This is a genomic window from Neobacillus rhizophilus, from assembly GCF_018343535.1.
GTDB classification, from domain to species: Bacteria; Bacillota; Bacilli; order Bacillales; family Cytobacillaceae; genus Neobacillus; species Neobacillus rhizophilus.
Genome location: NZ_JAGYPF010000001.1, coordinates 342,046 through 364,883 on the forward strand (window position 1 = coordinate 342,046; position 22,838 = coordinate 364,883).

The 22,838-nt window shown below is 41.1% G+C and carries 21 protein-coding genes, 1 pseudogene and 1 riboswitch; of the genes and pseudogenes, 11 read left to right on the top strand and 11 right to left on the bottom strand.

Features of this window, described 5'->3' with window-relative positions; all coding sequences use genetic code 11:
* Positions 1–119: 119 nt before the first annotated feature.
* The gene (gene acnA / locus KHA99_RS01625; protein ID WP_213115687.1) at positions 120–2,825 is read right to left on the bottom strand and encodes an aconitate hydratase AcnA; all 2,706 of its coding nucleotides are present in this window, start codon (positions 2,823–2,825) and stop codon (positions 120–122) included.
* A gap of 322 nt (positions 2,826–3,147) precedes the next feature.
* On the opposite strand from acnA, the gene sspO reads away from it, so the two are divergent.
* Positions 3,148–3,297 (top strand): small acid-soluble spore protein SspO, encoded by a 150-nt coding sequence (gene sspO, locus KHA99_RS01630; protein WP_213115688.1) that lies wholly within the window; start codon positions 3,148–3,150, stop codon positions 3,295–3,297.
* 62 nt (positions 3,298–3,359) lie between these two features.
* Here the strand turns inward: sspO and KHA99_RS01635 are convergent, their stop codons facing one another.
* A complete protein-coding gene (locus KHA99_RS01635; protein WP_213115689.1) occupies positions 3,360–3,629 on the bottom strand; it encodes a hypothetical protein in 270 nt (89 codons plus the stop codon).
* A gap of 113 nt (positions 3,630–3,742) precedes the next feature.
* Between KHA99_RS01635 and KHA99_RS01640 the strand changes: the two genes are divergently transcribed.
* On the top strand, positions 3,743–3,883 hold the full coding sequence (locus KHA99_RS01640; RefSeq protein ID WP_213115690.1) for a small acid-soluble spore protein P: 141 nt from the start codon (positions 3,743–3,745) through the stop codon (positions 3,881–3,883).
* Positions 3,884–3,949: 66 nt separating this feature from the next.
* Here the strand turns inward: KHA99_RS01640 and selA are convergent, their stop codons facing one another.
* Positions 3,950–5,356, bottom strand: a complete 1,407-nt coding sequence (selA, locus tag KHA99_RS01645; RefSeq protein ID WP_213115691.1) for an L-seryl-tRNA(Sec) selenium transferase — start codon at positions 5,354–5,356, stop codon at positions 3,950–3,952.
* A 102-nt stretch (positions 5,357–5,458) separates the two neighbouring features.
* Here selA and KHA99_RS01650 point away from each other — a divergent pair, with 102 nt between their 5' ends.
* Positions 5,459–5,863 carry an Hsp20/alpha crystallin family protein gene (locus tag KHA99_RS01650; protein ID WP_213115692.1) on the top strand — a complete coding sequence of 135 codons (405 nt, stop codon included), beginning with the start codon at positions 5,459–5,461 and terminating at the stop codon, positions 5,861–5,863.
* Positions 5,864–5,938: 75 nt separating this feature from the next.
* Here the strand turns inward: KHA99_RS01650 and KHA99_RS31460 are convergent.
* Positions 5,939–6,124, bottom strand: a pseudogene (locus KHA99_RS31460) (Rdx family protein); the annotation flags it as partial.
* A 176-nt stretch (positions 6,125–6,300) separates the two neighbouring features.
* On the opposite strand from KHA99_RS31460, the gene selD reads away from it, so the two are divergent.
* Complete coding sequence (gene selD, locus KHA99_RS01660) at positions 6,301–7,353, top strand: selenide, water dikinase SelD (RefSeq protein ID WP_213115693.1); 1,053 nt, start codon at positions 6,301–6,303, stop codon at positions 7,351–7,353.
* Positions 7,354–7,669: 316 nt separating this feature from the next.
* On the opposite strand, the gene KHA99_RS01665 is transcribed toward selD, so the two are convergent.
* From KHA99_RS01665 to KHA99_RS01680, 4 genes are all read right to left on the bottom strand, one after another.
* Positions 7,670–8,632, bottom strand: a complete 963-nt coding sequence (locus tag KHA99_RS01665) for an L-threonine 3-dehydrogenase (protein WP_213115694.1) — start codon at positions 8,630–8,632, stop codon at positions 7,670–7,672.
* Positions 8,633–8,659: 27 nt separating this feature from the next.
* Entirely contained in the window at positions 8,660–9,850 is a 1,191-nt protein-coding gene (locus tag KHA99_RS01670; protein WP_213115695.1) for a glycine C-acetyltransferase, read from the bottom strand.
* 245 nt (positions 9,851–10,095) lie between these two features.
* On the bottom strand, positions 10,096–11,643 hold the full coding sequence (locus KHA99_RS01675; protein WP_213115696.1) for an acyl-CoA carboxylase subunit beta: 1,548 nt from the start codon (positions 11,641–11,643) through the stop codon (positions 10,096–10,098).
* An 11-nt stretch (positions 11,644–11,654) separates the two neighbouring features.
* A complete protein-coding gene (locus tag KHA99_RS01680) occupies positions 11,655–13,310 on the bottom strand; it encodes an AMP-binding protein (RefSeq protein WP_213115697.1) in 1,656 nt (551 codons plus the stop codon).
* Between the two features lie 279 nt (positions 13,311–13,589).
* Positions 13,590–13,691: riboswitch (purine riboswitch) on the top strand.
* Positions 13,692–13,820: 129 nt separating this feature from the next.
* On the opposite strand from KHA99_RS01680, the gene KHA99_RS01685 reads away from it, so the two are divergent.
* Together KHA99_RS01685 and KHA99_RS01690 are read left to right on the top strand one after the other, a co-directional pair.
* Positions 13,821–14,414: a xanthine phosphoribosyltransferase gene (locus KHA99_RS01685; protein WP_213115698.1), complete on the top strand. Its 594-nt coding sequence runs from the start codon at positions 13,821–13,823 to the stop codon at positions 14,412–14,414.
* A complete protein-coding gene (locus KHA99_RS01690; RefSeq protein WP_213115699.1) occupies positions 14,414–15,724 on the top strand; it encodes a nucleobase:cation symporter-2 family protein in 1,311 nt (436 codons plus the stop codon). The genes KHA99_RS01685 and KHA99_RS01690 overlap by 1 nt, the downstream gene beginning before the upstream one ends.
* A gap of 84 nt (positions 15,725–15,808) precedes the next feature.
* Here the strand turns inward: KHA99_RS01690 and KHA99_RS01695 are convergent, their stop codons facing one another.
* On the bottom strand, positions 15,809–16,039 hold the full coding sequence (locus tag KHA99_RS01695) for a spore germination protein (RefSeq protein ID WP_213115700.1): 231 nt from the start codon (positions 16,037–16,039) through the stop codon (positions 15,809–15,811).
* Positions 16,040–16,167: 128 nt separating this feature from the next.
* On the bottom strand, positions 16,168–16,638 hold the full coding sequence (locus KHA99_RS01700; protein ID WP_213115701.1) for a hypothetical protein: 471 nt from the start codon (positions 16,636–16,638) through the stop codon (positions 16,168–16,170).
* Between the two features lie 404 nt (positions 16,639–17,042).
* On the opposite strand from KHA99_RS01700, the gene KHA99_RS01705 reads away from it, so the two are divergent.
* Genes KHA99_RS01705 through KHA99_RS01715 form a run of 3 tightly spaced genes read left to right on the top strand, consistent with a single transcriptional unit; the run spans position 17,043 to position 20,356 of the window.
* Positions 17,043–17,945 carry a putative selenate ABC transporter substrate-binding protein gene (locus KHA99_RS01705; RefSeq protein ID WP_213115702.1) on the top strand — a complete coding sequence of 301 codons (903 nt, stop codon included), beginning with the start codon at positions 17,043–17,045 and terminating at the stop codon, positions 17,943–17,945.
* Positions 17,946–17,961: 16 nt separating this feature from the next.
* A complete protein-coding gene (locus KHA99_RS01710; protein ID WP_213115703.1) occupies positions 17,962–18,723 on the top strand; it encodes a phosphonate ABC transporter ATP-binding protein in 762 nt (253 codons plus the stop codon).
* Positions 18,716–20,356: a PhnE/PtxC family ABC transporter permease gene (locus KHA99_RS01715; RefSeq protein WP_213115704.1), complete on the top strand. Its 1,641-nt coding sequence runs from the start codon at positions 18,716–18,718 to the stop codon at positions 20,354–20,356. Before KHA99_RS01710 ends, KHA99_RS01715 begins: the two co-directional genes overlap by 8 nt.
* Positions 20,357–20,501: 145 nt before the next feature.
* On the opposite strand, the gene KHA99_RS01720 is transcribed toward KHA99_RS01715, so the two are convergent.
* Positions 20,502–21,011, bottom strand: coding sequence for a hypothetical protein (locus tag KHA99_RS01720; protein WP_213115705.1), 510 nt, complete (start codon positions 21,009–21,011; stop codon positions 20,502–20,504).
* Between the two features lie 169 nt (positions 21,012–21,180).
* Between KHA99_RS01720 and KHA99_RS01725 the strand changes: the two genes are divergently transcribed.
* Entirely contained in the window at positions 21,181–21,855 is a 675-nt protein-coding gene (locus KHA99_RS01725) for a response regulator transcription factor (RefSeq protein ID WP_213115706.1), read from the top strand.
* A complete protein-coding gene (locus KHA99_RS01730) occupies positions 21,852–22,835 on the top strand; it encodes a sensor histidine kinase (RefSeq protein WP_213115707.1) in 984 nt (327 codons plus the stop codon). Before KHA99_RS01725 ends, KHA99_RS01730 begins: the two co-directional genes overlap by 4 nt.
* Positions 22,836–22,838 lie beyond the last annotated feature (3 nt).

Below are 22,838 nucleotides of genomic sequence, written 5' to 3' on the forward strand. Positions count from 1 at the left end.
GTTTTGTGTTTTATTATATGGTTCTAATTAGGTAGATGCTTGGACAAATATTCCATTTTTTTAAGAAAACACAAAAAAACACCATGCGATTTCACGCATGGTGTTTTATTATTAAAGGATTAGCCTTGTAATCTTTCACGAAGAACCATTTGCAGGATTCCGCCGTGACGGTAGTAGTCGATTTCAACTTCAGAGTCGAAGCGGACAACTACTTCAAATTCCTTCTTGCTGCCATCTTCAGCAGTAGAAGTAACTTTTACAAGGTCACGTGGTTTTACGTTCTCGTCAACTTGAACTTCAAATGTTTCCTTGCCAGTTAAACCAAGTGATTCAGCGTTGTCGCCTTCTTTGAATTGAAGTGGAAGAACGCCCATTAATACAAGGTTAGAACGGTGGATACGCTCGAAGCTTTCAGCAAGAACAGTCTTGATGCCTAATAGGTTAGTACCTTTTGCAGCCCAGTCACGGGAAGATCCCATTCCGTAGTCTTTTCCAGCAAGAACCATTAAGCCAGTGCCTTCTTCTTTGTACTTCATGCAAGCATCATAAATGGACATAACTTCGCCTGTTGGCCAGTAAGTTGTGAAGCCGCCTTCTGTGCCAGGTGCGATTTGGTTACGGATACGGATGTTTGCGAACGTACCGCGCATCATAACTTCGTGGTTACCACGGCGGGAGCCGTAAGAGTTGAAGTCACGAGGCTGAACGCCTTTTTCTAATAGATATTTACCAGCTGGAGTATTTTTGCCAATCGCTCCTGCAGGTGAAATATGGTCAGTTGTAACAGAGTCGCCAAACTTACCAACGATGCGAAGAGCAGTTAATGGCTCAACTTCACCTGGGTCTTTAGATAAACCTTCAAAGAATGGAGGATTTGCAATATAAGTTGAATCCTCATCCCAAGTATATAAAGGCTCGTTGCTAGTCTTGATTTCATTCCAGCGCTCGTTGTCGCCAAACACGTTCTCGTATTCTCTACGGAACAGTTCAGGTGTAACAGTTTGTTTTACTACTTCATTTACTTCAGCAGTAGTTGGCCAGATATCCTTGAAGAAGACGTCGTTGCCGTTTTTGTCTTTTCCGATAGGATCTTTTTCGAAGTCAACGTTAACTGTTCCAGCTAATGCATAAGTAACAACTAGCGGTGGTGATGCTAGGTAGTTAGCTTTTACAAGCGGATGGATACGTCCTTCAAAGTTACGGTTACCGGAAAGAACAGATGTAACTAATAGGTCGTTTTCCGCGATTGTTTTTTCGATTTCTTCTTTTAATGGACCGGAGTTACCGATACATGTTGTACAGCCGTAACCAACAAGGTTGAAGCCGATTTGCTCAAGGTATGGAAGCAATCCGGATTCACGAAGGTAACCAGTTACAACCTTAGATCCTGGTGCCAAAGAAGTTTTTACAAACTTAGGAACTTCCATTCCAAGTTCTACAGCTTTCTTCGCAACAAGACCTGCACCCACTAGAACATATGGGTTAGAAGTGTTTGTACAGCTTGTGATAGAAGCAATCGCAACAGCACCTGTTTTGATTTCTGCTTCGTCGCCGTTGTTAAATTTAACGGTTGCAGACTTTTCAAGCTCATCGGAACCTAAGCCGAAGCCTTGATTGCCTTGAGGAGCAGAAACAGCCTTCACGAATTCTTCCTTCATTTTTGAAAGTGGAATTAAATCCTGCGGACGCTTAGGACCGGAAAGATTTGCTTCGATTTCAGCAAGGTTGATTTCGACTACGTCAGTATAAACTGGCTCATCAGCTGGTGAGAAGAATAAGCCGTTAGCTTTGCAATATGCCTCAACAACTTTGATTGCTTCTTCATCGCGGCCTGTTAAGCGCATATATCCAAGTGATTCATCATCAATTGCGAAGAATCCGCAAGTTGCACCGTATTCAGGAGCCATGTTTGCAACTGTTGCACGGTCAGCAAGCGGTAATGAAGAAACGCCTGGTCCGTAGAATTCAACAAATTTGCCAACTACGCCATGCTTACGAAGAACTTGTGTTACTTTTAAAGCAAGGTCAGTAGCAGTTGCACCATTTGGCAGTTCACCGGTTAATTTAACCCCTACAACCTCTGGTACTGGGAAGTAAGAAGGCTGGCCAAGCATGCCTGCTTCTGCTTCGATACCGCCAACACCCCAGCCAAGCACGCCAAGACCGTTGATCATGGTTGTATGAGAGTCAGTACCGACAAGTGTATCTGGATAAGCTTCAAGCTCGCCGTCAACTTCTGCAACATGAACAACATCAGCCAAGTACTCAAGGTTAACTTGGTGGACGATACCAGTTGCTGGAGGTACAGCGCGGTAGTTATTGAATGCTTTTTGTGCCCAGCTTAAAAACTGGTAACGCTCAGCATTACGTTCGAATTCTAAATCCATGTTAACTTTTAAGGCATTTTCGTTACCATATGCGTCAACCTGTACAGAGTGGTCGATAACAAGGTCAACTGTTTTTTCAGGATTGATTTTGTCTGGATCGCCGCCAAGGTCAGCCATTGCTTTTCTTAAGGAAGCAAGGTCAACAACTGCAGGAACACCAGTGAAGTCCTGAAGAATTACACGGGAAGGCTTGAAAGGTACATCCACCTCTTTAAGCTCATCCGTTCCCCATTTTGCAAGATTTTCAACATGCTCTTTTGTGATAACACGGCCATCATATTGGCGGAGCACGGATTCAAGTAATACTTTTACGGAATAAGGCAATTTGGACACGTTGCCAATGCCTGCTTCTTCCAAAGCGTTTAGACGGTAATAATGATAAGTTTTGCCGTTTACGTCAAAGGAAGATCGTGCGTTAAACACATCATTTTTCGCCATGGTAGTAACCCCCTTATACGTCATAAAAATACAAAAATCGAAAAGTTGAAAAATCCCCATCCGGCTTTTACTTTTCTCACAAAAATAATCTTAATACAACCGATTACATAAGTAAATAACAAGAAAGTTATTGTGATTGATAAGTTTTTCTTATGTTTTTTTATGTAATTTGTTCGGAATATTTCGAAAAAACTATCATTACCTATGTAAAATTTTCTTTTGCCATCCGAAGGATTCCCTCTTACATTATGGCAAAAAAACTTTTATTTGTCATTAATTTCGTCCGAATGGAGATAGTAATTTTAACAGGAGGTGAAGGTTAATGGCGAAAAAAAAGGCGAAGCATGTCATACCAGGGATGAATGCAGCAGGTGCGCAAGGTATGGGTGCAGGCTATAATGAAGAGATGGCCAATGAACCCCTTACAGAAATGGAAAGACGAAACAATAAGAAACGTAAAAAGAATCAGTAATTTTCTTATTTGAATATTAATATGAACTGAAAAAGCGGGACGGGATTCCCGCTTTTTCAATTTTATTGAAAGTCATTTACTTCAGTAACAATTTGTTTTAGATCATTCTGGAAACGCTCTAGCTGTGCCCTTTGTGTTTCAGAAGCCACTTCGAGCGCATTCTCAATTTGTTGATACGCCTCATTTACTTCATTTTTCAAATGCTTTAATTGATGTCCATAGCTAGCACTGTCACTGACAATGGTTTCGAAAAGTCCCTGTGCATTCTCAAACCCCTGCTGAGCAGCTTGAAAAGCTTCCTGTTTATTCTTGTTATAAGGATTTCTTTGCACCTTTAGTATTCCTCCTTAAATTGTTTACCCATTAAATTGTACAGAACAAAAAAAAATATTCAGCACATAAAAAGAATGATTGACCGCATCCTAACTGTTGAGGAGGGATAATGATGACCAACAAAAATGATGGGACAGATATGCGCAGAAATGCCCCAAAACAATCCGGCCAGCCGGAGCCTTTAAGCGGGTCGAAAAAGGTGAAAAATCGTAACCATACGCGTCAAAAACATAATTCAAGCCATGATATGTAATTTAACGATTAGCTAATCGAAAAAAGCATCGATTCAGAATCCACTGAAACGATGCTTTCGTTTTTCTTAAATATGTAACAATGTATCTAGCAGCTGCTCCTCTTCCTCCTTAGTAACAGTCCGCAAATCAATCAAAAATTCATCCTTTTGAATTCTGCCAATGATAGCAGGCTTGGACTCCGTTCTTAACTTCCTGCCAAGCTGCTCGGCCGTTAAGGATTCATGCCGCAGGGCTATGACCCTTGCAGGCAATTCCACATCCGGCATAGTGCCTCCTCCAACCTGACTTGTAGCTTGAAAAATATTTGCCTGAAAAGCAGTTGTCCTTTGTAACAAATTTGTAACAAAGTTTGTTGCCCTTTCGTCTAATTCATTGACAGAAATTAATAAATCACGGATGACCGGAATATTTTTCATCGTCTTTTCACCACGGGCATAATCTAGTAATGTACCCTCAAGAGCTGCAAGTGTCATTTTATCCACCCGCACCACCCGCGCAAGCTGGTGTTTTTTCAATCGGTCAATAATTGCCTTTTTCCCAGCAATAATTCCGGCCTGCGGACCTCCTAACAGCTTGTCTCCGCTAAATGTAACAACATCCGCACCCATTCCGAGTACTTCTTTGACTATCGGCTCGTCCCCAATTCCATGGTTTCTTAGGTCAAATAATGCACCACTTCCTAAATCCTCATAGAAAAGGACATCTTCACGGGTTTTTGTAAGCTGAATTAATTCCTCTGACTCAACCGATTTCGTAAAACCAATTACCTTAAAATTGCTGGTGTGAACTTTCAAGATGATAGCCGTGTCGGGAGTCACCGCATTTTCATAATCATAAATATGAGTTTTATTGGTTGTCCCAACTTCGATTAATTTCGCACCGCTCTCCTCCATGATAGAAGAAATTCGAAACGATCCGCCGATTTCAACTAGCTGTCCTCTTGATACAATGACCTCTTTATTTTTGGCCAAGGCTCTTAAGACGAGGTAAACAGCAGCAGCATTATTATTCACGACCATCGCCGCTTCGGCCCCAGTAATCTCTTTAATCAAGGCTTCAACATGACTATGGCGGGAACCACGTTCCCCTTTATTTAAATTATATTCAAGATTTGAATAGTTTTGCGCTACTTCCACTACATGTTGAATAGCAGCATTGCTTAACCTGGCCCTGCCAAGATTGGTATGTAAAATCGTGCCTGTTGCATTAATAACTTTTTCTAATGTATAGGAAAGCTGTTTTTTAATTTTATATTGCAGCTGTTGAAAAATTTCATCGATAAACGATTCCGTTCCAGGCAATGACCCTTGCCACTTTTGGCGGATGATTGCTTGTCTAATCTCATCCAGAATGTCTTTTAAAAGACCAGTCAGGGCTGTTGCATCAAGCTGATTTTGTTCAATCAGCACTTTAAACTGTGGGTGATGTTGAAGCTCATGTACAGGTGGAATGCTGCGCAAGGTTTCTTTCATGCAATAAATATCTCCTTAAAATCCTTCTTTTGTCCTATTATAGCATTTTTAACATTTTTCGGCTCCTTGAATAAAATGAAACGTGTAAGGAGGAATAATATTTTGAAAAAGAAAAACCTGCCTCGAAATTCTATTGTTGATTTTGAGAAAATGGAAAAATGGTTAACAAATTATTTTTTGGACCCATTTACAACCCATTGTGATTTATATCAATTTAGAATTGATATATACGAAACCGAAACAGATTGGATTGTAGAGGCATCATTAGATGAATATGTCAGTTCGGAGATTAAAGTAAAAACTGATAATACTCAGCTTATCATTACAGCGCAAAAACATTCTTACGCATTCCCATCACGACATCCAAAAAAGACCCGCACCATCGACTTCCCTTTTCCTATTATCTATCATTGTATAAACGCTTCTTTCCAAAATAATGTGTTAGAAATTTTTATTTCAAAAATAAATAATGGATCAGGAAAAAATCGGTATATTACGCTGCCTTGATTTACTTTTTATTTCGCAGTTTACATAATAAAATTACCGGCAATAAAAAACCCTCACGTTTGTGAGGGTTTTTTATTATTTTGACTCCATGATTTTAATAATGTCTTCTGTATCTGGGAATAACCCTATTTCATCTTTAGAGTAGATTTTTTCCCCGTTCACGGTAACCTCGAAGATTCCTCCCGAGGCCGGAATCAATTCCAATTTTGAAATATCACGCCGGAAATGCGTGATTAGTTCCTCCGCGAAACTCGCGGCTTTTGGTGCGTAGTTTCACTGCATGCAAAATTCAACAATTACATGAAAGTTTTTCATTGATGTCCTCCTGCTTTCCATTATGTATATGTTAGAAACATTTTATCTTTTCAACTATTATTCCGCAAATATTTTGCACCTATTAGTATAATAGGTATACTATTTAATGGGAGGTGTACATAATGAGTGAGCAGGAAAAGATTCGCCTAACCTCTTTATCAACTAAGGCAGGTTGAGGCTGTAAAATTGGTCCAGAGGACCTGACGCAAGTTTTGCGTCTTTTACCAAAACAAGACCCTGTTCCCGAATTACTTGTCGGGAATGAAACTAGCGATGATGCGGGTGTGTATCAATTAACGGATACGATTGCACTGATTCAAACAGTAGACTACTTTACTCCAATTGTGGACGACCCGTATATGTTCGGCCAGATTGCAGCCGCAAATTCATTAAGCGATGTGTACGCGATGGGTGGCGAGCCGAAGACTGTATTGAATATCGTCGGCTACCCTATTAAAAAACTCGGAGCGAATATGCTTGCAGATATTTTACGCGGTGCTGCAGATAAAGTTAAAGAAGCTGGGGCCCTCACGGTTGGCGGCCATTCCATCGATGATCAGGAACCGAAATTTGGGTTATCCGTGACAGGAATTGTCCATCCGGAAAAAGTTTGGAAAAATGTTGGTGCAAAGCCAGGAGATATCCTTATATTGACAAAACCAATTGGCGTTGGAATTTTGACAACCGGGATTAAAAGAAGTGCCGTAACTCCGGAGCAAGAACAAGCCGTGACGGAAACAATGGCAATGCTGAATAAAACCGCTGCTGAAGAGCTCTTCCCATTTACTCCAAGTGCTGTAACCGATGTGACCGGCTTTGGACTGTTAGGACACGGAAGCGAAATGGCACGAGGCAGCGATGTGAGCTTTGAAATTTCATTTAACCAGGTGCCAATTCTTGAAGGGGCCATCGAATTAGCGAAAAATGGCGTAGTCCCCGGCGGCTCTAAGTCTAATCATAAATGGTTATCTGATGACGTTGTGTACGAGGACATTCTTCCGGAAGAGCAGCTTGTTTTATGTGATGCGATTACTTCAGGGGGATTGCTTGTATCAATTGCCGAAGAGGATGCAAAGCGGTACATGGATAACTTGCATTCGCGCGGATTAGCGAAAGCCTCCATCATTGGTGGAGTAACCGAGAAAAATGATAAATTAATCTATGTGAAAAGATAACAGCGAAGCCTTTGTGGCTTCGCTGTTTTTTGTTGGAGAGCAAGTTTTCTATAATAACACGCCTCTAATAGACATTTCGACTATATCCAACCTGGTTTTGTCCAATAGAACGCTCCTATTGAACATTTCGACCTGTTCCAATCCTTGTTTTGTCCAATAGAACACTACTTAATAACATTATTTTTTCTAACCCAGTCTACAATCATACCTTTATTGCGGCAAAGGCTTTAACGGAAAATTACCTCAAATAATATCCTCGCTTTACCTACTAATTCCTTAATGTTGAGTTACTTATTGAATACAAAAACCCCAAGCATTAGCTCGGGATTTTTAATTGAAATTTTTTGCTTAATTTATCAAGCATATCTTTCGTCATTTTATCTAAGTCATAATCGAATTTGAAGCCCCACTCTTCCTTAGCCGCACTGGAATCGATAGAGTTTGGCCAGCTTTCCGCAATTTTCTGGCGAGTTGGGTCGACATTGTAATTCATTTTGAATCCAGGTATATATTTTCTGATGCTTGCCGCGATTTCTTCCGGATCGAAACTCATCGCAGACACGTTAAAGGAATTGCGGTGTTTCAACTTAGAACCATCCGCTTCAATTAAATCCACGATGGCATTCAATGCATCCGGCATATACATCATGTCCATATAGGTGCCTTTATCAATATATGAAGTATACCGTCCATTCTTCACTGCTTCATAGTAAATTTCAACAGCATAATCGGTGGTGCCGCCGCCAGGCAGAGCCACATATGAAATCAATCCAGGGAAACGCAGTCCACGCGTATCAACAGCGAATTTTTCAAAATAATAATCCGCCAAAAGCTCACCAGCTACTTTATTGACACCGTACATGGTGGTAGGTCGCATAATCGTATCCTGTGGCGTATTGTCTTTTGGTGTTGATGGACCAAAAGCACCAATTGAACTTGGAGTGAAAAATTGTGCATTCATTTCGCGTGCTGTCTCTAGCGCATTTAACAGTCCACCCATATTCAAATTCCAGGCGAAAACTGGTTTTGCTTCGGCAGTGGCTGACAATAGGGCCGCTAAATGCATCACCGTATCCACCTTATATTTTCGGGCCGTCTCCACCATCGTTTTACCATCCGTCACATCGACCACTTCAAACGGACCGCTCAATGCCGCTTCGCTGTCGTTTTTCTTTAAATCAGTAGCAATAACATTGTCCGCTCCGTAAATATCTCTAAGCTTTAAGGTTAATTCAGAACCGATTTGACCTAAAGCACCCGTTATTAATATACGTTTCATCTATATCATCCTCTGTCAGTAAAATCTTTAAATAATTCCTAATTCCTTGCCGACTTTTTCATAAATGGCAATGGCCTTATCAAGCATTTCTTTTGTATGGGCTGCTGTCGGCATATTGCGGACCCGTCCTGTCCCGCGAGGAACGGTCGGGAATACAATCGCCTTCGCATAAACCCCTTCTTCATTTAACCGTATGCTAAAATCCTGAGTTAATTTTTCATCGCCAATGATACATGGAGTAATCGGCGTTTCACTGTTTCCAATATTAAAGCCCAAGTCCTTTAATCCTTTTTTCAAATAGTTTCCGTTTTCCCAAAGCTTTTTATTAAGCTCAGTACTTTCCATTAAAATCTCGATTGCACGTTTGCTTGCTGCTACATCAGCAGGTGTTAAGGAAGTGGAAAATAAGAACGGACGGCTGCGAACCTTCAGCCAGTCAATTAAGTTTTGCTTTCCGGCAACATAACCACCGACAACTCCGATTGCTTTTGACAGAGTACCAATTTGAAAATCGATTTTATCGGAGAGTCCAAAATGTTTGACCGTCCCTGCACCATCACCAAGTACACCTGAACCATGTGCATCGTCTACATAGGTAATCAAGTCAAATTCCTCGGCGATTTTGACAATTTCTGGCAACAGCGCGATATCCCCGTCCATCGAAAAAACACCATCGGTAATGACCATTACTTTGTTATACTGACCAGACTCGACTGCTTCTTTGGCTTTGGCGCGCAAATCATCCATATCAGAATGGTTGAAACGGATTATCTTAGCTCTTGACAATCTGCATCCGTCAATAATAGAAGCGTGGTTAAGTTCATCTGATAATATCGCATCGTTTTGATCCATGACAGCGGAAATAGCCGCCATGTTACAATTAAAACCTGATTGATAAGCTATGGCTGCTTCTGTATGTTTAAACTCAGCTAATTTTTCCTCCAGTTCCAGATGAAGCTTGAGAGTTCCATTAATAGTCCGAACAGCTCCTGCTCCCACTCCATATTTTTCAAGTGCTTCGGCAGCAGCTTTTTTCAACCGTTCATCGGTTGCTAATCCTAAATAATTATTGGAAGAAAGATTGACAAGTTCCTTGCCGTTAATCGTAATCACCGGTCCATTTGGACTTTCAAGCGGATCGATGACGTTATATAGGCCTTTTCCCTTTAAATCCTCAAGATTTTCATTTAAAAAATGCTCTAGCTTTTTACTGGACATATCAAATCCTCCTTTATCATGAAAAACGATGTTTATGTATTTTTAAAAAATACAATTGTCCTCCTGAGGTGGACATTTATTCTCCTTATAAACCCTGTTATAAAAGGATTCATTTACTATACTTTATCACATTTCCACAAGAATGTTCACCCCAGGTGGACATTTTTTTAAAAATATTTTTTATTAGATTGCCCATTTGGATCGCAAAAAAAAGAACCCTTCCAAAATGGAAAGGTTCCAAATGTTTATATACCTGTCGGCCATGTCGCTAGCAACCTCTCGCTCTTTTCACGCTTTGAGGTTAATAAGTATTCAAGTGACTGGCAAAGGAATTTTCGTGTTTCATTGGGCTGGATGACATCGTCAATCAAATGCTTCGCTGCCGCTTTATATGGTGAACTATCAAATGACCAAAGTTCCAAAAGTTTTTTCCGTTCCTCACTTGGATTTTCAGAGCGTGCCAATTCGCGGCCAAACACGACATTCACCCCGACTTCTGGTCCGGTAAAATTAATTTCCGCGCTTGGCCAAGCTACCACTAAATCACCGCCCATGCCCGGACCGCACATATTCCCGTATGCAGCACCGATACTTTTACGGATGACAACGGAGATTTTCGGTACAGTCGATAAAGCCAACGCCTGATTCCAGACCATAATTTTTGTAGGCATTTTTGCCTTCTCTGCCTCGCTGCTGATGCGGAAACCTGGGGTATCGTGCAGAAAGATCAGCGGGATATGATAGGAGTCACAAAGGCAAATAAACTCAGTCGCCTTTTGACACTCATGCGGTCCAGGTGCTCCGGCAAATTGGTTTGGCTGGTTGGCGATAATTCCGACCACATGCCCGTTCAAGTGGGCAAACGATGTAATCAAGCCTTTGCCGAATTTCCGTTGATATTCGTAAAAGATGCCATCATCAACAATCGTTTCAATAATTTTTTTCATATCATAGACGCGGTTGTTTTGCTGCGGCAGTATATTGAAAACCTCATCTACCAAGCGGTATGGATCATCATTTGTCCGTCTCATTTGCGGGCGTTCACCGCTGTTTTGCGGCATGTATGAAAAAAAGGTTTTCATCTGGTCAAAGCATTCTTCTTCCGTCGCCCCATCATCATCAATTTGCCCGGTAAAGCGGTTATGAATATCAACTCCGCCTAATTCTTCCGGTATCATCCTCTGCCCGTTCGCGAGCTCAAGCATCCGTGGGCCGGCAATCGCCATACAGGTTCCTTGCAGCTGGGTGACGAAATCGGAAGAAACAGCAGTCCATGTAGGACCTCCAAAGCTATCTCCCAAAATGGACGTCATCGTCGGTACTTGGCGGTGAACTGTCAGCATCTCACGCGGGAAAAGTTTATCGCTGAAACCGTCTGAACCCATTCCATCCGGCATCCGCAATCCGCCGCCCTCGTGCAGTGCAAACATTGGGAGGCCGTTTTTAACCGCAAACTCATGGATACTTTTGGATTTTCGCATGTGAACAGCACCTTCCGTCCCGGCAAAAACAGTCTTGTCCCCGGCCTGAATGACGGCTGATCTACCATTCACTTTACCGACACCAATGATCAGTCCATCCCCATAGCTTTTATGCTCGGTTCCCTTTACATCGGAGGTATTTAACATGCCAAGCTCCATAAAGCTGCCGGCGTCAGCGAATTTTTCAATTCTTTCGCGTGCAGTTAAAAGTCCACGTTCGTGCTGGGCAGCAATTTTATCACATCCACCACCTAAAAGTGCAGCTTCTTTTCTTTCTTGTAAATCCTTTGATAATTTTTGTAATAACTCCATTGTATAATCTCCTACTCTTCTTTTAATAATTTTCGCAATACCTTTCCGGATGATGTTGCTGGCAGCTGATCAATGAATTCTACATAACGTGGATATTTATACGCAGCCATGTTTTCTTTTGCCCAGGAGATTATCGCGTCAGGAGTCAAGCCTTCCTTATTCGAATCCTGCAGCACGACAAATGCTTTGACAACTTCTCCTTTAACTGGATCAGGAACGCCGATAACGGCTGATTGGCGAATAGCCGGATGTAAATTGAGAAGTGCTTCGACGTCTTCTGGAAAAATACTATAGCCTGAGCTTTTTATCATTTCTTTTACTCGTCCCATGAAATACAAATATCCATCCTCGTCAAGGCGTCCGATATCACCGGTATGAACCCAACCGTCCCTAAGCGTTTCGGCTGTTGCTTCCGGCCGGTTTAAATACCCCTTAAACACCCCGGGATTTTTCACGACAATTTCACCCTGCTCGCCTGCAGCCACTTCCTTACCTGTTTCGATATGAAGAATACGAATCTCTGTATCAAAAGTAGGGATTCCACAAGAACCAAACTTCACTTTATCCTTTGGCATAAAGGTGTCACATGTATGGGTTTCACTTAAACCATAGGAAGCCTCGTATAACGGGCAGCCCTTCGTAACCGCTTTCCATTTGTCTGAAAGCTCTTGCGTGACCTGAACTCCAAAGCTGGTGGCCAGATTGGTTGTTAAACTGGACAAGTCTCTTTGGGCAATTCCTGGAATTTGTAAAATGGCCCAATTCATGGGCGCGATGCTGTACCAATAGGAAACACGGTACTTTTCAATGGCATCAACCGTTGCAAGCGGATCAAAACGGGTAAATAAAACACACGGCCGGCCTGAATAAACGGTTGAATTTAAACCCATCAACATTCCAGCAATATGGCATAATGGAGCACTTGCCAATAAAATTTCGTCTTCCTTCATAACGTTTGAATGGGCAGCGGATGCGGATTTAAACAGGGCATTACCATACGTGAGCATAGCTCCTTTTGGGCGTCCGGTGGTTCCGGAGGTAAAGACCATTAACCCAATATCATTCCACAAATCAACTTGTTCCGTATGTTCGTAAGGATTTTCAGTTTGAAGGATCGTGGTGAAATCATCTGTTTCTGTGAGGTGTTGTTTTGGTACAAGCAATTCTTCTGGAAACTTCCATTCGGGCTGGTCTGGGAGAAAATCTTGATAGTTAGCAGTCACGATAAAGCTCAGGTGGCGGGACTTTTCCATCGCTTTTTTGACAAGAGGGTAAATTTCTGCACCAGCTATAATCCCTTCAATTGGTGCTTCTTCGAAATAATAGGCCAATTCATTTTCTTTAAACATTGGGTTCAGTGGCACAACCGTTCCACCCAGTTTTTGTATGGCGAAATGAGCAATAATATATTGCGGACAGTTTTGCAAATAAAGGGCGATGCAGCTGCCCTTCTTAACCCCTTTTTTATGTAAATAGCCAGCCAAGCGATTCACGTAATCCAAGAGTTGGCCCCAAGTGACCTCTTGTCCATAAAAAATATAGGCTGTGTCATTTGGGCGCTCGTTCCCATGCTGCTCTAAATAAGCAAAAAGCGGTTTTTCACCTTGTAAATAGGTAAAGTTGGCAGGTACATCAGCTGGCCAATATGGGCGGATTTTTTCAACCATCTTTCATTCCTCCAATTATTCTTTATATGAAAATTATGATTGGGCCCAAACATCCTAACCGGTTAGTATCCCCTTGGGGTATTTATTTACCTTTTCATAATTTTCTGATATATACGTACATTTTAATAGTAACTGAAATAGGTTAATTGTTCAATCCTTCTATGATACTTACGGGAAAGGTTTCCAAAAGACGAACAAAGCGAAAAAAATATAAGTATATTATTCGCTTTTTGCAAAAAAAGTGATTGATTTCTCCATTTACCGTGATATAATTTGAAATGAATTCAATAAGGCTTCACTCATATAATCGCGGGAATATGGCCCGCAAGTCTCTACCGAATTGCCGTAAACGATTCGACTATGAGTGGGTAATGAGAACGGATGTTTTTCTTTCTAAGCGTACTTCCATTCTATTCCTTTCGGACACTAAGCCCAAAGGCCATTACCTCACTCAATCTGATGTGGGGACGGCCTTTGGGTTTTTTTATATTTAAAAAATGGGGGTACAACATGAGACTATTACAGGAAAAAATCAAAAATGACGGGCAGGTTTTATCAGACCAAATCCTAAAAGTTGATTCTTTTTTAAACCATCAAATTGATCCAGCATTAATGCTGGAAATTGGCAAAGAGTTTGCGAAGCGCTTCGCTAACGAGGGAATCACCAAAATTGTCACCATTGAATCTTCGGGCATTGCCCCTGCAGTCATGACGGGCCTACAGCTGAACGTTCCAGTTGTTTTCGCCAGAAAAAGAAAATCACTTACATTAACCGAAGGATTGATCACTGCTTCTGTACATTCCTTTACAAAGCAGGAAACTAACGAAATTTCAATTGCACAAAAGTTTTTGAATGCTGAGGACAAAGTTCTTATTATTGATGACTTTCTTGCCAATGGCCAGGCCGCCCTAGGCTTAATTGACATAGTCAACCAAAGCGGCGCCGAATTGGCCGGAGTAGGAATAGTCATCGAAAAGTCCTTCCAAGACGGTGCAAAAATGCTTAGCGACCAAGGAATAAGAGTTGAATCTTTAGCCCGCGTTGCTTCCCTCGCAAACGGTGAAGTCACTTTTAAATCTGAAAAAGTAGAGGAGCTAGTATAATGAAAAATTCATCACTTAAAACAGCATCGCTTGGAATTCAGCATGTTCTCGCCATGTATGCAGGAGCAGTTATTGTTCCACTTATTATTGGCGGTGCTCTAAAGCTTTCGAACGAACAGCTTGCCTATCTAGTTTCTCTTGATATATTAACAAGCGGTATCGCTACATTATTACAGGTATGGCAGAATCGTTATTTTGGGATCGGTCTTCCGATTGTCCTTGGCTGTACATTTACAGCAGTAGGCCCGATTATTGCCATTGGAAATCAGTATGGCATGTCCTCCATTTATGGTTCGATCCTAGTTTCAGGATTAATTGTCATGTTGATTGCAAAATACTTTGGTAAACTGATTCACTTCTTCCCTCCAGTCGTAACGGGTTCTGTTGTGACGATTATTGGAACGACCCTAATTCCTGTCGCAATGAATAATGTTGCCGGCGGTCAGGGAAGCCCTGATTTTGGTTCGATTTCAAACATTGTGCTGGCATTTGGTACGTTATTATTTATCATTATTCTTTATCGTTTCTTTAAAGGGTTCATACGCGCCATTTCTATATTATTAGGCTTGATAGCAGGTACCGTTGCTGCAACGTTCATGGGAAAAGTTAATTTTTCCGCAGTTGGTGATGCATCCTGGTTTCATATGGTAACGCCTTTACATTTTGCAACTCCTTCTTTTGAACTGGCCCCGATCATTACGATGACAATTGTAGCAATTGTAAGTCTTGTAGAATCAACTGGTGTTTATTTTGCCTTAAGTGATATCACGGGCCGAAAGTTGACGGAACAGGATTTAGTGAAAGGGTATCGTGCAGAAGGATTGGCAAGTGTGATTGGAGCATTCTTTAATTCATTCCCGTACACCACTTACTCGCAAAATGTTGGGCTTGTCCAGTTTTCTGGGGTTAAGGATAAGAGCGTTATTTATACAATGGGCGGAATTTTAATTTTTCTAGGGTTTGTACCGAAAATTGCGGCGTTAACAACAGTTATCCCGACTGCTGTACTTGGAGGAGCAATGGTTGCTATGTTTGGGATGGTCATTGCTTCTGGAATCAAGATGCTTAGTAAAGTAGACTTTTCTTCACAGGAGAATCTATTAATCATTGCTTGTTCTGTTGGAGTTGGTTTAGGTGTAACTACCGTTCCGGATTTATTTGCACATCTTCCTGAGAGTGTTAAGATTCTTACGAATAGCGGGATTGTTGCAGGCAGTTTAACAGCCATCTTTCTAAACATTGTCTTCAATGTCATTAAACCTGCAAAGCGGGCGCAGGTGCAGACTGCAAAAGGCTTAAAGGTTTCATAAAATAATCAGACGGGGCTGCTATCGGCCCCGTCTTCCATTTGTCGCCTTATTATTACCTCTGTTTCCTGCACTTCTTGCTCTAGATTATCTCGTATTTCCTGAACCCAATAATCCCTGATTACCCGCAATTGATTGAAGCAGATTGCTTGCGGCAGTTATTGCCGAATTTCCTGATCCACCGGGATCCGTATTTCCGGAGCGTGAACCTGAAACGGTATTGGTAATCGAAATGGGTGAAATAATCACTGCCCCGCCAAAGTTTACGATTCCTCCCGAAACGGTTCCGATGCTGATACCATCCTTGAATATGCCCATTGCCCTCCCTCCTTGCGCGACTGTCATTTTTATTAGAATATGTACAAGCATCGGAGCCTGTATATACGATTTCATCAGAAAAAAAAAAAAAGAGAGCGTACTTCCCCCCCTCTCTTAAGTGAAAACTATTAACGGCAAACAGTCCTTCTTTCAATGCGGCATATCCACCTGTAATACCCCAATAATATGAGCAACAGAATAGGGTCTAAAATGGCAGCATGCCAAAGTTTCCACCATCCGTAATGGAAGTAGCCCCAAGGTTCCGGAAATAGAGTAATCATCTCGTAACATAAGATTGCAATCACAAATAAAATGATATAGGAAGCCTTTTTTACATATGTTCCATTAAAGGGAAACCAGTTTAAAAAAATCATATTAACAGCTGGGACCACGAACAAATGAGGAATTTCGCCAGCCCAATCCACTTCTTTACTGAAATACCAATAGGCGTGGTATTTAAATTCTATAAAAACATCGAAGGTCGTTTGAAAGGCAATTGTAAAACACCAAATGTGAACGATTTGATTGGCAGTTAAAACCTTGTTGCCTTTAAAAGCGATAAAATTAAAAATGAGGATGGCGATAATTAATCCGATCATACATTTATCCTTTTTTCATTAAATTGCCCCCAAGGCCAAAACCTATTCATTTCTGTTTACAATATTTTTTCAGTGAAAAACATACAACAATCTAGTAATATGTTAGAATGTATGGATTTTGTTGAAAAGCGAGAATTACGATAAAAAATGAGCCAACTTAATGTTGAAAGTTTATCGCATACATTTGGAATGTAGAAGAATGGTCACAGCAAGCTGTATAGAATCAAATCTAGTGCCCCTGTCAGACCGACAGGGGTTTTATCTATATGAATAATCGATACTAACCTATTGAATAAATCGATAAATTGAATTTATTATGGACTAACATTTCCTTATAATTATGAAGGTTAATATTTTTTTCTAATTCATTTTTATGCAATTAACAATTGAGGTGGGTTTCTATTATGAAAAAGTGGTTTTCTGTAATGATCCTGGTGATGATGGTATTTTCTTTAGCCGCCTGTGGTCAAAGCAATAATGAAAAATCTAGTGAAGGCAAGAAAGAACAAAAAACAGAACAAGTGTTTAAAATTGGGGCCATTCCGGACCAAAATGCCGCCGACTTGCAAAAAGGCATGGATGCTGTGGCTAAATACTTAAACGAGAAAACTGGCCTAAAGGTAGAGTTCGTTCCTTCTGTTGATTATGCCGCTTTAGTAACAGGATTCCAGCGTGGTGAAATCAGCATGGCTTGGTTTGGCGGATTAACAAGTGTACAGGCTAGAAACCTTGTCCCTGAGGCTAAATCCATCGTTCAGCGTCCGCGAGATGCTGAATTCCAATCAGTGTTTATCACCCAGCCGAATTCCGGGATTAGTTCCTTGAAGGATTTAAAAGGAAAATCGTTTACGTTTGGTAGTGAAAGTTCGACATCCGGCCACTTAATGCCACGTTATTTTCTATCCGAAGCTGGCATTGACCCGAACAAAGACTTTAATGGTAATCCTAATTTTTCCGGCTCACATGACACAACCTATAAGTTAATCGAATCCGGTTCCTTCCAGGCTGGTGCATTAAATATTTCCGTTTGGGAAGCAGCTGTTAAAGAAGGGAAAGTGGATACAAATAAGGTAAAGGTATTCTATACAACCCCTCCTTACTATGACTATAACTGGACCATTAATAAAGAGATCGACAAGAAGTTTGGCAAAGGCACAGAACAAAAAATTAAGGATGCCCTCCTTTCTTTCAATGGCGAGCCAAAAGAAATAGCCGATTTGTTCCAAACTGACAAATTTGTCGAAACGAAAAACGATAACTATAGCAAAATTGAAAAAGTAGCCAAAGAACTAAAGATTATTAAATAGTAGGTGTTTGTCATCTATGACTTCAAAAATCATGATTGATGTAAAAAATTTAACAAAACATTTTGAGCGGAAGATAGCCTTATCTTCCCTTTCTTTTACCATTAAACAAGGAGAAATGGTGGCATTGATTGGACCGAGCGGCGCCGGAAAATCGACGCTGTTAAATTCAATTGCCCGCCTCGTACCTTTAGAAAGTGGTGAAATGCTCATTGACGGGCAGAACATCTCTACTTATAAAAGAGGAAAAGCCTTCGCGAAAAAGGTTGGGGTTATCCGTCAGCAATTTGATCTAATCGGTCCACTAGCAGTGATTCATAACGTTTTGGCGGGAAAATTAGCGGATTGGGGAACCGTGAAATCATTGATATCTCTGCTCGTCCCACAGGAAAAAGATGCGGCACTTATGGCGCTTGAACGTGTCGGTCTCACGGATAAAGCTCATGAAATCACCTCCACCCTTTCCGGCGGTGAGCAGCAGCGTGTTGCATTGGCTAGACTATTGGTTCAAAAACCGGAAATTATTTTGGCAGATGAACCAGTTGCTTCCCTTGACCCGGCACGGGCTGATGACGTTCTGTCGATGCTCACTAAGATTGTTTCAGAGGATAACCAAACGCTAATTGCCAGCCTACATTCAGTTGATTATGCACGAAAATATTTTGACCGAATCATTTCCTTAAAAAATGGGGCGATCCTTTTTGATTTACCGACAGAAAAGGTAACCGATGAAATGTTAGCCGAATTGTATAGTCTAAAGGAGCATTCGAGCCATGCATAAATGGAAAACCTCCTTTCGGCTCCATAAACGATTTATTCTTTCATTGATTTTGCTGGCAGTTTTCGGATGGAGTTTGTTTGCGGTTAAATGGGATGCGGATGAGGTGTACCATGCTGGCGGGATTCCAACATTGGGGCAAATTTTTAAAGGCCTCTTTCAACCGGATTTGAGTCCTGAAGTATTATCGAAAGGTCTTGAAGCCGCCTGGATTACTTTGGCCTATGCCGTAGCTGGAATGTCTTTAGCCATTATTTATGCTTTTATTGTCGGTGTCCTCGCATCGGGGACGTTAACATCTTCACGGGCAGCTAGACTGGCCAATAAAGTATTTTTCAGAGGAATATTAGGATTTACCCGTTCGATTCACGAACTGGTTTGGGCGTGGCTGTTCGTGGCTGCCATCGGTTTCTCACCGTTTGCTGCCATATTTGCCTTAGCAATTCCTTACGGCGGGATTCTTGGACGAATTTTCGCCGATATGCTAAATGATGTACCCAAAGAGCCAATAAAGGCTTTATGGGCAGCCGGAGCCTCCAAACTTGAGGTCCTCTTTTACGGGTATTTACCGTTAGTTAGGGCTGATATGATTAGTTATACGATGTACCGTTTTGAATGCTCGATTCGTTCTTCGGCAATTATGAGCTTTGTCGGCCTCGGCGGTCTGGGCTATCAAATTCAGCTTTCGCTGGCCGATTTGAAATACGACCAAGTTTGGACCTATGTATTTTATTTGATTGCCTTGGTTGTACTTGTAGATATTTGGAGTAATTTTGTCCGTAAAGGCTTAACAGATCGAAAGCGCCGTCGCGGTTTCAGTACAGGATGGCGTGCCTCTCTTTTGGCTGCATTGCTAATTGCAGGTTCGTGGATATATATTTATTTTATCGACCATGCCGATATATCTGACCTATTCTCTGATCAAAATGCGGAATACGCGGGAAAGTTTTTCGGCGGATTAATAGGTTTAAATGAAAACAATCCTGCGTTTTTCGATGCCGAAAGCTGGGCTTCTGCGTTAAAACTGACCTATGAGACGCTGGAAATGAGCGTAATGGCGATTGGGTTTTCGACCATTGCAGCCTGTTTAACGGTGATTCCAGCGGCGCGTAATATTGCGAGCGGTAACCTGACCATTTCGAAAAAATGGTACAATTGGCCGCTATACGGTCTGGTCCGTCTCGTTTATATTTTTTCCCGTTCCGTTCCGGAATTGGTCTGGGCGATGATGATTATTTTCATTTTAAAACCGGGTATTTTGCCAGGCGCACTTGCCCTTGCTTTGCACAATTTCGGAATCCTTGGGAAGCTATGGGCAGAGGTAATTGAGGATATGGATCCAAGGCCGATTCGCAACTTGGCTGCATCTGGTGCCTCTAAGATTGAGACATTGTTTTACGGGATTCTTCCCATTGTTATGCCAAGGTTTCTGACCTATGTGTTATATCGGTGGGAAGTAATTATGAGGACCACGATTGTCGTTGGATTCGTTGGTGCAGGCGGTCTAGGCATGGATTTTAAACTAGCCATGAGCTATTTCCAATACACGCAGATTACCCTGCTGCTGCTTTGCTATATGATTCTTGTTGTCATCGCGGACTTTGCATCGGAAAGTACTCGGAAAACAGTGAAATAGAGAGAATATTATACACAAAACGGCCGCTCGATCATTGGATCGGCGGCTTTTTTGGTTAAAAACAATTACGTTCTATCATTTATACACCGGGCTAAACATCTGCTAAAAACATTCTATCAACTAGCTAATAAACAGCTAGCATAAATCAGCTTGGTTTTTTATGGTCTAAATCCTTCGGCTGCTGGGCCTTTCTCACAAGCTTACCGCCATCAAAATGTCGGCCATAGGTGGTTACGATTTCTGCCGCTTCTTCATAAGTCGGGATATGTCCGTTTACTTTCCATGTTAAAAAATAGGATTGAACCTTTCCACTGTAAAACACCCAGCTAAAAAACTTCCTTGCAAAATTATGAATACCGCCAGTTCGGAACGAATTCATGTCTTTTCCTGCTTTCCAAACGGTCAATGTCTGACCAATTCCTCCATCTAATTGCCCTCGCAGTTCAGCATACAATAAATTATCGTTCTTGCTCATCGCCTTCATGATCATTTGGTTTAAAAATCCATTGATTATTAGGCGCGGTATATTGAAATGTTCTCCCCTTGTGACCGAAACGACAGCTGCTTCCGGAAGTTCGAAGTTCCTATCCCCTAAAATAAATGCACCACCGTATTTATTATTAGGGTCAATCTGTTTTTCCCACTTTTTATTCATAGTCCCTCATCCCCATTTTTTATTTTAGAAGAGATTATGCACCGTAATCATACCAAATTTTCCAAAATTTATAAATTAAAAATACGACTTTACTCCTACAAAACAGTTAATTTTTCCAAATCAGTTTATTGCCTTGTATAATAGGTTCATATGGAAGGGGTGGAATATCTTGTTTAAGGTTATGATTGTAGAGGATGATTTAAAAATAAGAGATATTATTTCTGAACACCTATTGAAATGGAGGTTTGAACCTAGTAAGATTACAAATTTTGAGAACCTGGATGAACAGTTTATGGTAGTCAAACCCCATCTGGTTCTGCTGGACATCAATTTACCAATCTATGATGGTTTTTATTGGTGCAGCAAAATCAGACAACTGTCAAATGTGCCCATCATCTTCATCTCCTCTCGAAATCAAAATATGGATATCGTCATGGCAATGAATATGGGTGGCGATGATTTTATCCAGAAACCATTCTCATTAGAGGTGCTGACTGCCAAGATGAATGCTATTTTGCGAAGGACTTACACTTATCAGCAAGAGGAAAAGGAAGTTATCGAACATAGGGGCTTAATTCTTAATCTAAATAAGGGGAATATTTCTTACCATAACAGCGAAATAGATTTAACCAAAAATGAGTTTCAGATTCTTTATTTATTATTGAAAAAGAAGGAAACCATTGTAACACGCGATGAAATCATGCAAGCCTTATGGGAAAGTGAAAATTTTATAGATGATAACACGCTAACCGTCAACATCGCACGTCTGCGTAGAAAATTGGAAGATTTGGGTCTCATAGATTTTATCGAAACGAAAAAGCGGCAAGGATATATGATTCCATGAAATTCAGATATTACCTTATAGATCAAAAATGGCAGCTTATTACCTTTTATTCGATTCTTGCCGTTATTTCTATCGTAATCAGTGTTGAACCAGAATTGAGGGTTTCATATAGTAGCCTGCTCTATCTCATCTTGCTGGCGACCTTTTTATATAATTTATATTTTATCGGTTGTTTTTATCGGAAAAGGGGACAGCTTCGCAAATGGCAGTCTCAAGACTTTGAAAGCATCCCTGCCTCCTCCTCTTACGAACAGCAAATATATAGCCAGATGTTGAGACAGTTAGAGAAACAATATTTAAGACAAATACATGAACGAAACGAGGCGGCCAAGGAACAGCTCGAATTTATGACGCAATGGTTTCATGAAATAAAAACCCCGATTGCCGTCAGCCGCCTGCTGCTTGAGACGGAAATCGATTCACCAAGCATGCAGGAAGAAATAGATAAAATCGAAGGCTATGTGGAACAGGCCCTCCACTTTTCCCGCCTTAACGATTTTAATAAGGACTATCTAATCCAGGAAATTGATTTGGAAAAGTTGATGAAGGAAATAATCATTGGAGAATCCAAGTCTTTCATCGGCAGAAAGATAAAACTAGATTTACAGGTTTCCTCAATGACTGTATTGAGCGATAAAAAAGGACTGACCTACATAGTTCGCCAGGTTCTATCGAACGCTTTAAAATATACGAAAGAAAACGGCAAGATTACTATCATCGCAGACTCAAAGTCAAGGAATCTTATCATCCGAGATTCAGGTATCGGGATTCCCGCTGAAGATCTTCCCCGTGTTTTTGAAAAAGGATTTACCGGAAAAAACGGCAGAGGCCCTCAAAGATCAACAGGAATGGGACTGTATCTAGCAAAGAAGACAGCAGAAAAGCTAGGACATACTTTAATATTGGAATCTGCCACGGATATCGGAACAAAAGCGATCCTTCACTTTCCAGAAACGGTGAATAACATCCATCAAATGTGAAAA

Excerpts from the sequence above, each read along its gene's own strand:
- KHA99_RS01670 (WP_213115695.1), bottom strand. The coding sequence starts at position 9,850 with ATGTCCAGTAAAAAGCTAGAGCATTTTTTAAATGAAAATCTTGAGGAT.
- acnA (WP_213115687.1), bottom strand. The coding sequence starts at position 2,825 with ATGGCGAAAAATGATGTGTTTAACGCACGATCTTCCTTTGACGTAAAC.
- KHA99_RS01690 (WP_213115699.1), top strand. The coding sequence starts at position 14,414 with ATGAAAAATTCATCACTTAAAACAGCATCGCTTGGAATTCAGCATGTT.
- KHA99_RS01685 (WP_213115698.1), top strand. The coding sequence starts at position 13,821 with ATGAGACTATTACAGGAAAAAATCAAAAATGACGGGCAGGTTTTATCA.
- KHA99_RS01700 (WP_213115701.1), bottom strand. The coding sequence starts at position 16,638 with ATGATCGGATTAATTATCGCCATCCTCATTTTTAATTTTATCGCTTTT.
- KHA99_RS01680 (WP_213115697.1), bottom strand. The coding sequence starts at position 13,310 with ATGGTTGAAAAAATCCGCCCATATTGGCCAGCTGATGTACCTGCCAAC.
- KHA99_RS01720 (WP_213115705.1), bottom strand. The coding sequence starts at position 21,011 with ATGAATAAAAAGTGGGAAAAACAGATTGACCCTAATAATAAATACGGT.
- KHA99_RS01705 (WP_213115702.1), top strand. The coding sequence starts at position 17,043 with ATGAAAAAGTGGTTTTCTGTAATGATCCTGGTGATGATGGTATTTTCT.
- KHA99_RS01710 (WP_213115703.1), top strand. The coding sequence starts at position 17,962 with ATGACTTCAAAAATCATGATTGATGTAAAAAATTTAACAAAACATTTT.
- sspO (WP_213115688.1), top strand. The coding sequence starts at position 3,148 with ATGGCGAAAAAAAAGGCGAAGCATGTCATACCAGGGATGAATGCAGCA.
- selA (WP_213115691.1), bottom strand. The coding sequence starts at position 5,356 with ATGAAAGAAACCTTGCGCAGCATTCCACCTGTACATGAGCTTCAACAT.
- KHA99_RS01695 (WP_213115700.1), bottom strand. The coding sequence starts at position 16,039 with ATGGGCATATTCAAGGATGGTATCAGCATCGGAACCGTTTCGGGAGGA.
- KHA99_RS01675 (WP_213115696.1), bottom strand. The coding sequence starts at position 11,643 with ATGGAGTTATTACAAAAATTATCAAAGGATTTACAAGAAAGAAAAGAA.
- KHA99_RS01665 (WP_213115694.1), bottom strand. The coding sequence starts at position 8,632 with ATGAAACGTATATTAATAACGGGTGCTTTAGGTCAAATCGGTTCTGAA.
- KHA99_RS01730 (WP_213115707.1), top strand. The coding sequence starts at position 21,852 with ATGAAATTCAGATATTACCTTATAGATCAAAAATGGCAGCTTATTACC.
- KHA99_RS01640 (WP_213115690.1), top strand. The coding sequence starts at position 3,743 with ATGACCAACAAAAATGATGGGACAGATATGCGCAGAAATGCCCCAAAA.
- KHA99_RS01715 (WP_213115704.1), top strand. The coding sequence starts at position 18,716 with ATGCATAAATGGAAAACCTCCTTTCGGCTCCATAAACGATTTATTCTT.